Source organism: Spongorhabdus nitratireducens (assembly GCA_947387575.1).
Classification (GTDB): domain Bacteria; phylum Pseudomonadota; class Gammaproteobacteria; order Pseudomonadales; family Endozoicomonadaceae; genus CANDOC01.
The window spans coordinates 1-7,900 of the sequence record CANDOC010000010.1 but is presented as its reverse complement, the minus strand read 5'-3'; the positions used below and the strand labels follow the sequence as shown (position 1 = coordinate 7,900).

At 51.5% G+C, this 7,900-nt stretch carries 5 protein-coding genes and 2 tRNA genes; all 7 read left to right on the top strand.

What is annotated here, in order from left to right; translation table 11 throughout:
- The first annotated feature begins 127 nt into the window (after positions 1-127).
- A complete protein-coding gene (gene nudC, locus ACYZZ0_RS17570) occupies positions 128-1,093 on the top strand; it encodes an NAD(+) diphosphatase (protein ID WP_461537952.1) in 966 nt (321 codons plus the stop codon).
- A 98-nt stretch (positions 1,094-1,191) separates the two neighbouring features.
- Positions 1,192-2,085 (top strand): NAD(P)-dependent oxidoreductase, encoded by an 894-nt coding sequence (locus ACYZZ0_RS17565; protein WP_461537951.1) that lies wholly within the window; start codon positions 1,192-1,194, stop codon positions 2,083-2,085.
- 158 nt (positions 2,086-2,243) lie between these two features.
- Entirely contained in the window at positions 2,244-4,865 is a 2,622-nt protein-coding gene (gene alaS / locus ACYZZ0_RS17560) for an alanine--tRNA ligase (RefSeq protein WP_461537950.1), read from the top strand.
- Between the two features lie 177 nt (positions 4,866-5,042).
- Positions 5,043-6,272 (top strand): aspartate kinase, encoded by a 1,230-nt coding sequence (locus ACYZZ0_RS17555; RefSeq protein ID WP_461537949.1) that lies wholly within the window; start codon positions 5,043-5,045, stop codon positions 6,270-6,272.
- A gap of 603 nt (positions 6,273-6,875) precedes the next feature.
- Positions 6,876-7,070: a carbon storage regulator CsrA gene (csrA, locus tag ACYZZ0_RS17550; RefSeq protein ID WP_461537948.1), complete on the top strand. Its 195-nt coding sequence runs from the start codon at positions 6,876-6,878 to the stop codon at positions 7,068-7,070.
- A gap of 424 nt (positions 7,071-7,494) precedes the next feature.
- A tRNA-Ser gene (locus ACYZZ0_RS17545) sits at positions 7,495-7,587 on the top strand.
- 66 nt (positions 7,588-7,653) lie between these two features.
- Positions 7,654-7,730, top strand: a tRNA-Arg gene (locus ACYZZ0_RS17540).
- Positions 7,731-7,900 lie beyond the last annotated feature (170 nt).

Sequence of the window (7,900 nt, the reverse complement as noted above, 5' to 3'; positions counted from 1 at the left end):
TTCCAATCAAAAGCCTTTAATCCTCGTGGATTAAAGGCTTTTTCATATTCTGCAGAATGTAATGCTTTTGTGCTTTGCTGAATGGTCGTAAGCTGGAAAAAACAGTCTATGCGGAGTTTTGTGCTTAATGACTATTGTTGCCCTCAATTATACCGGTATGCAGCTTGATCGAGCCGGTGCTGCCAGAAATGCCCCCGGCTGGAGTGAACAGCAGTTACAGCGGAAAGAAGCCCGAATTGTTCCACTGTGGCGGTATCAGCATCTGGTATCCCATCCTGATACTCAAGCAACCCCGAAGCTGGTGACGTTGAGCCTGGCAGAAGCGCGTGCTGCCCAGCCGAACCTGGGAGATCTTGTTTTTCTCGGATTATGTGAGCAGGAACAGCCCTTCTTTGCGGCTGATTTTTCCAGTCTGAGTGAGTCAGATGCGGGAAGTGTGAAGCCTGATTGTGAACTGTATGACCTGCGTCGTATTGGCCCTTTAATGGATCAGGGAGAAGCTTCAATGATGGCTTACTCCAGAGCCATGCTTTACTGGCATCGACACCATCGCTTCTGTGGACGGTGTGGATCGCATACAGAGAGTCGACGTGGTGGTCATATGCGTCAGTGTATGAATGATAAATGCGGCAAGGAAATATATCCCCGAACAGACCCTGCCATTATTACGCTGGTGGAAAACAGACCTGCTCCCGGTGAACAGCCCAAATGTCTGCTGGGCCACAGTAAACGGTTACCTCAAGGTGTGTACTCAACATTGGCAGGCTTTGTTGAACCGGGAGAAAGTCTGGAGGAAACGGTCGTTCGGGAAGTTGAGGAAGAGTCTGGTGTCGTTGTTGATCAGGTGAAATATATGGCCTCCCAACCCTGGCCTTTCCCTGGTTCCATTATGGTGGCCTATCGCGCCACAGCGAAAACCACCGCGATTACCATTGATGAAGAAGAGCTGGATGATGTGCGCTGGTTCTCGCTGGAGGAAGTTCGCCAGTTTGGGGAGTGGGAAGATGAAACGGCAGAATTCAGACTGCCTCGCCCGGATTCCATAGCCCGCTTTCTGGTTAATTCCTGGTTGCAGGATCACGCCGGGAAATAGGCAAACTGTCAGGCTTTCTAATCAGGAGAACGGTGCATACAAAGCGGATCTAACCTGCTATTTTCCCTTCACCGAACTTGACTGACAGAGGGCAGGGAATGACAACAGCAAAGAAAGTTGCCTTTTTGGGACTCGGTGTAATGGGTTACCCCATGGCAGGTCACCTGGTAAAGCACGGTTACGATGTCTGTGTTTATAACCGCACGACTGCCAAAGCCGAGCAATGGGTGAAGGAATATAACGGCCAACTGGGACTCACTCCGGCAGCTGCAGCAGAAGGTGCTGATATCGTGTTTGCCTGTGTCGGCAATGATGATGATATCCGTCAGGTCACTGTGGGTGCCGATGGTGCGTTCAGCAGTATGAAAGCAGGCGCTGTTTTTGTGGATCACACTACCGCTTCTGCGGCAGTTGCCCGGGAGCTGGCGGTTGCTGCCGAGCAGCATGAACTGGCCTTTATTGATGCTCCGGTTTCCGGGGGGCAAGCCGGTGCTGAAAATGGCGTGCTGACGGTTATGTGTGGCGGCCAGCCGGAAATCTTTGAACAGGTTAGTCCGGCTATTGACAGCTTTGCCCGTTCGGTCAAATTAATGGGCCCCGCTGGTAGTGGCCAGTTAACCAAAATGGTTAACCAGATCTGTATCGCCGGTGTGGTGCAGGGACTGTCCGAAGGTCTTAATTTTGCCCGACAGGCCGGACTGGACCCGGAAGCTGTAGTCGAAGTCATTTCCAAAGGCGCAGCCCAGTCCTGGCAGATGGAAAACCGTTACCAGACCATGGCGGCCGGTGAATATGAGCATGGCTTTGCAGTAGACTGGATGCGCAAGGATCTGGCGATCTGCCTGGAAGAAGCCCGCAATAATGGCATTTCACTACCACTGACCGCGCTGGTGGATCAGTTCTATGCTGATGTCCAGAACATGGGCGGTGGTCGATGGGATACTTCAAGCCTGCTGGCACGGCTGGAAGCGCTGAATTTCAGCGATAAATGATCCGTTCCGAATACGCCCATTTTACGGGCGGTTCTTATATACTACTCACTTTTTTAGCGGAAGCTTCACCGACGTGCTGGATATGCCGGTATCAAGCGGTTCCCGAGCTTCCGTGCTTGCCAACTTAACCGAGATTTCTCCCCCGGTGGGAATTGTGTATGAAGACTAATGAAATACGTTCTGCTTTTCTTGAATATTTCAGGGAAAACGGCCATGAGGTAGTTGCCAGCAGTTCACTGGTTCCTCATGACGACCCGACCCTGCTGTTCATCAATGCCGGAATGAACCAGTTCAAGGATCTGTTCCTGGGCCGTGAAAAGCGCGACTATACCCGTGCCACTACTGCACAGAAGTGTGTTCGTGCCGGCGGCAAGCACAATGACCTGGATAATGTCGGTTACACTGCGCGTCATCACACCTTCTTTGAAATGCTGGGTAACTTCAGCTTCGGCGACTACTTCAAAAAAGAAGCCATTCATCATGCTTGGAGTTTCCTGACTGAAACCCTGAAGCTGCCGAAAGAGCGTCTGTGCGTTACCGTTTATGAATCCGACGATGAAGCCTATAACATCTGGCTGAACGAAATCGGTGTGCCGGCCGAAGATATTATTCGCATCGGTGACAACAAGGGCGCTCCCTACGCTTCTGACAACTTCTGGCAAATGGGTGATACCGGCCCCTGTGGTCCGTGTACCGAAATCTTCTTTGATCACGGTGATCATATCTGGGGTGGTCGTCCGGGGACACCGGAAGAAGACGGTGACCGTTTCATTGAAATCTGGAACATCGTCTTCATGCAGTACAACCGTCATGCCGATGGAAAGATGGATCCGCTGCCCAAGCCTTCCGTTGATACCGGCATGGGGCTGGAACGTATTGCTGCGGTCATGCAGCATGTGAACAGTAACTATGAAATCGACCTGTTCCAGTCACTGCTGAATGATGCGTCCAAGCTGCTGGGTGGAGTTGCCACTACCGAAGGCTCGCTGCGTGTTATTGCTGACCATATCCGCTCCTGCAGCTTCCTGATCAGCGATGGCGTTATGCCGTCCAACGAAGGTCGTGGTTATACCCTGCGCCGGATTATCCGTCGTGCCTGCCGTCACGGTCACAAGCTGGGTGCTGAAGGTGCTTTCTTCCACAAGCTGGTTGCAGCACTGGTCAAGGTGATGGGCGAAGCCTATCCGGATCTGGTCAAGAACCAGGCCCAGATCGAACGTACCCTGCTGAAGGAAGAAGAGCAGTTTACTCGTACCCTGGACAAGGGTATGAAACTGCTGGAAGAAAGCATCGCCAAAATGGAAGGGGATGTGATCTCCGGTGATACCGTCTTCACTCTGTATGACACCTACGGCTTCCCGGTTGACCTGACCGAAGATATTGCCCGCGAGCATCAGCTGACCGTTAACAAGGACGGTTTTGAAAAAGCGCTGGAAGCCCAGCGTGAACGTGCCCGTGCCTCCAGCAAGTTTGGTCTGGACTACAACGATCAGCTGGATATCAAGGGTGAAACCGAGTTCACCGGTTATACCGAGCTGGAAGGTGATAACACCATCGGCGCGCTGTTTGCTGAAGGTCAGCCGGTTGAGCAGGCTGAAGCAGGCCAGAAGGCGACTATCGTACTGTCTGCGACGCCGTTCTATGCCGAGTCCGGTGGTCAGGTCGGTGATACCGGTATGCTGGTAACCCGCAGCGGCAAGTTCCGGGTACTGGATACGACCAAGCAGGGTGCCAACCACCTGCACGCGGGTGAGGTGGTCGAAGGCAGTATTCGTGTTGACGACAATGTGCGTGCGACAGTTGATGCTGATCAGCGTGCGGCAACCGCTCTGAACCACTCTGCAACACACCTGCTGCACGAAGCTCTGCGCCGAGTGCTGGGTGAACACGTACAGCAGAAAGGCTCGCTGGTAAATCCGGAGCGCCTGCGTTTTGACTTCTCTCACTTTGAAGCGGTCAAGCCGGAAGAGCTGCGTGAAGTCGAGCGGATGGTAAACAGCCAGATTCGTGCGAACACTGCCGTAGAAACTGAAGTCACCGACATGGACACTGCTCGTGCCAAGGGTGCCATGGCACTGTTTGGTGAAAAGTATGGCGACACTGTTCGTCTGCTGAGTATGGGTACAGACAGCTTCTCTGTTGAACTGTGTGGTGGTACTCACGTTGAGCGCACCGGTGATATCGGTCAGCTGAAGATTGTTTCCGAGTCAGGTATTGCGTCTGGCGTGCGCCGTATTGAAGCGGTAACCGGTGAAGCCGCTGAGCTGTGGCAGGAACAGAACGATGACCGGCTGCAAGCTGTTGCCGGTATGGTTAAAGCCAGCCGTGACAATGTTGAATCCAAGGTACGTGCTGCACTGGAGCGCAACCGCCAGCTGGAAAAAGAACTGCAGCAACTGAAGCAGCAACTGGCTGCTGCAGCCGGTGCTGATATGGCATCCCAGGCTAAAGAAGTGAGCGGTATCAAACTGCTGGCTACTATTCAGGAAGGTGCTGATCCCAAGTCACTGCGTGATACGGTTGACCAGTTGAAGAACAAACTGGGTTCCGGCGTTGTGATGCTGGCTGCGGTTAACGGTGACAAGATTGCACTGGCAGCCGGGGTGACCCAGGACTTGACCAAATCCATCAAGGCGGGTGACCTGCTGAAGATGGTTGCAACCCAGGTTGGAGGCAAGGGCGGTGGTCGTCCTGACTTTGCCCAGGGTGGCGGATCCGATGCTGCCGCATTGCCGGCCGCTATGGATAGTGTTGAAAGCTGGGTCGCAGAACAGCTGTAGTAAACACGCGGAGTGAACAAAAACGGGGCTTTTAAAGCCCCGTTTTTGTTAAAAAAGATTAGTTTTGTTGAGTAATTGGTCTGAAGCCCCTGAAAATACAGGGCTGTATGGTTTTCATCGCTGAGTATTGGTGATACATTGCCGATCCCGGCATTGATAAAGAAAGTTATAAAAAAGATGGCGCTTCTAGTACAAAAATTTGGTGGTACTTCGGTTGGTACCGTAGAGCGCATCAAGGCCATTGCCGAGAAGGTCAAGCGGTTCAGGGACCAGGGTGATGATGTCGTTGTTGTTGTTTCTGCCATGAGCGGAGAGACCAACCGATTGATTTCCCTTGCTCACGAGATTCAGGATCAGCCGGAAGCCAGAGAGTACGACGTACTGGTTTCCACCGGTGAGCAGGTCACTATTGCCCTGCTGTCCATGGCGCTGGAATCCCTGGGTTGTTCTGCCCGCTCCTACACCGGCAGCCAGATTGCAATTACCACCGATGATGCTCACTCCAAGGCCCGTATCCAGAAAATTGAAACCGAGAATATTCGCAAGGATCTGGATGCCGGTCGTGTCGTTGTTGTTGCCGGCTTTCAGGGTGTTACCGAAAAGGGAGCTATTACCACGCTAGGTCGTGGTGGTTCCGACACCACTGCAGTAGCACTTGCTGCAGCTCTGGAAGCGGATGAATGTCAGATTTATACCGATGTAGACGGCGTCTATACCACCGACCCCCGGGTGGTTGAAGGTGCCCGCCGGCTTGACAAGATTACCTTTGAAGAAATGCTGGAAATGGCCAGTCTGGGTTCTAAGGTATTACAGATTCGTTCCGTTGAATTCGCCGGAAAATACAATGTTCGCCTGCGTGTGTTGCATAGTTTCCAGGAAGGCCCCGGTACGCTGATTACAATTGATGAGGAAGACGAGATGGAACAGCCAATGGTGTCAGGGATTGCGTTTAACCGTGATGAAGCCAAACTGACCATCAAAGGCGTGCCGGATATTCCTGGTGTTGCATCCCGTATCCTTGGTCCTGTTTCTGCAGCGAACATTGAAGTGGACATGATTGTCCAGAACGTTTCTGAAGATCGCACCACCGACTTTACCTTCACTGTACACCGGAATGATTTCCAGCGTGCACAGGAAGTCGTAGCGCAGATTGTTGAAGAGCTGGGTGCCCGGGAACATGACGGTGATAACAAGATCGCCAAGGTTTCCATTGTCGGTGTTGGTATGCGTTCCCATGCGGGTGTGGCGACCCGGATGTTTGAAGCGCTGGCGAAAGAAGGGATTAACATCCAGATTATTTCGACTTCGGAAATTAAAGTCTCCGTTATTATTGCGGAAAAATATCTGGAACTGGCTGTCAGGGCACTACACTCAGCGTTTGAGCTGGACCAGCTGCCAGCGGCCTGATTCAGCCTTCTGCATGTGTAATTTTGTTTCTATTTAGAGTCAGAGTACAGAATTGCCTTGCAAGAGCTACGAGCGTGCAATATTTTGTTGGAATCCACGGTCATGCAGTGAACTATATGGCTGTGGATGACTCAATAATAGGGCGATTACTGGTAAAAGTACGCATGGAAATGCTGCGGCAGGTGTCTAAACTTGCTATGCTGCGCGTATTTTATCACTTTTTATGGGTGTATCCCTATCCTATAGGGCGGCGGCTGTATCTGTGTATCGGTAGCTCTTGGTTGGCAGTTCTGTGGTTTTGTAAGCGGGTGAGCTGACCTGCATTATCACTTAACGTGAATGCTGTGAGAACGTGATCCGGTTATGCGTTGTGAGACCAGGGCTGGTTTGAGGTAGCGCTTGATGTGGGTGAAATAACCCTGAGTGCTGAGTTCTTTGTAATCCGGCCTTTTCATTTGAATGCTCTGGATATTGGTGTTTAAAGGGAAGGTTTTGCACGAATAAAGGCGCGCGAGTGGCGGTACTGCTTTGGCAGTGGGTTGTGTGTCACTGGACGCTGGATTAACGGTCATTGTCTTTTTGAGATGTAATAAGGAGATTGTAATGCTGATTCTGACTCGCCGTGTTGGAGAAACCTTAATGGTTGGCGATGACGTCACCGTGACAGTCCTGGGCGTAAAAGGTAACCAGGTCAGGATTGGAGTGAATGCGCCCAAAGAAGTGGCCGTCCACCGAGAAGAAATTTATCAGCGCATCCAGAAAGAGCGGGAGGGTGACACCCCCAATACTGCGGTCTGATCTTTTTCTCAAAATTAAATTCAGCCGGAGTGTTTCTGCTCCAGAAACAATGACCGAAGAAAAGCGCCTGATGGCGCTTTTCCTTTATATGGTCTTCCTCTATATGAAATCAGGATAATTCGTTCTGCTTTCGCCCGTATACTACCTTTCTAATGCCGCATAAATAATGATCCGTCATTCTTGATTCCGGCTGCTGAAATCAATCGTCACTTTTTATTTTCTCGTCCTGTGGCGCACCCATTAAAATAATTTGTTAGTCGTTGTTATTAATAAGTCACTTGTCTTGTAGTGGTGAGAGCCTGGCTTGTTAATTGCTGGTGTATCCAGAGAGTACGGATCAGGGCTGCAGGCTGGCTGTGGTATTCGGATCCGGGAAAAAAGTCTTTGCATTCAGGCTGATTCTGTATATTATGTGCGCCGTTCCGGTGAGGTGGCCGAGTGGCTGAAGGCGCTCCCCTGCTAAGGGAGTATACGGTTTGTAGCCGTATCGAGGGTTCGAATCCCTCCCTCACCGCCATTTATTGCTTTCGGTTTTCACTGCTTGCTTTGATGGCGAAAAACATTATTCTTCGGAACCTATAGCGCGCTCGTAGCTCAGCTGGATAGAGTACCTGGCTACGAACCAGGCGGTCGGAGGTTCGAATCCTCCCGAGCGCGCCATTTTTGGGCTCACCGCTATAGCCTTGCTAAAGAATATAGTGGTGGGCTTTGAATCTCTTCTTGCCAAAGTGCATTTGGATGATTCAGTAGCTAGTAAGTAAAAAGTTTTGCGCGCTCGTAGCTCAGCTGGATAGAGTACCTGGCTACGAACCAGGCGGTCGGAGGTTCGA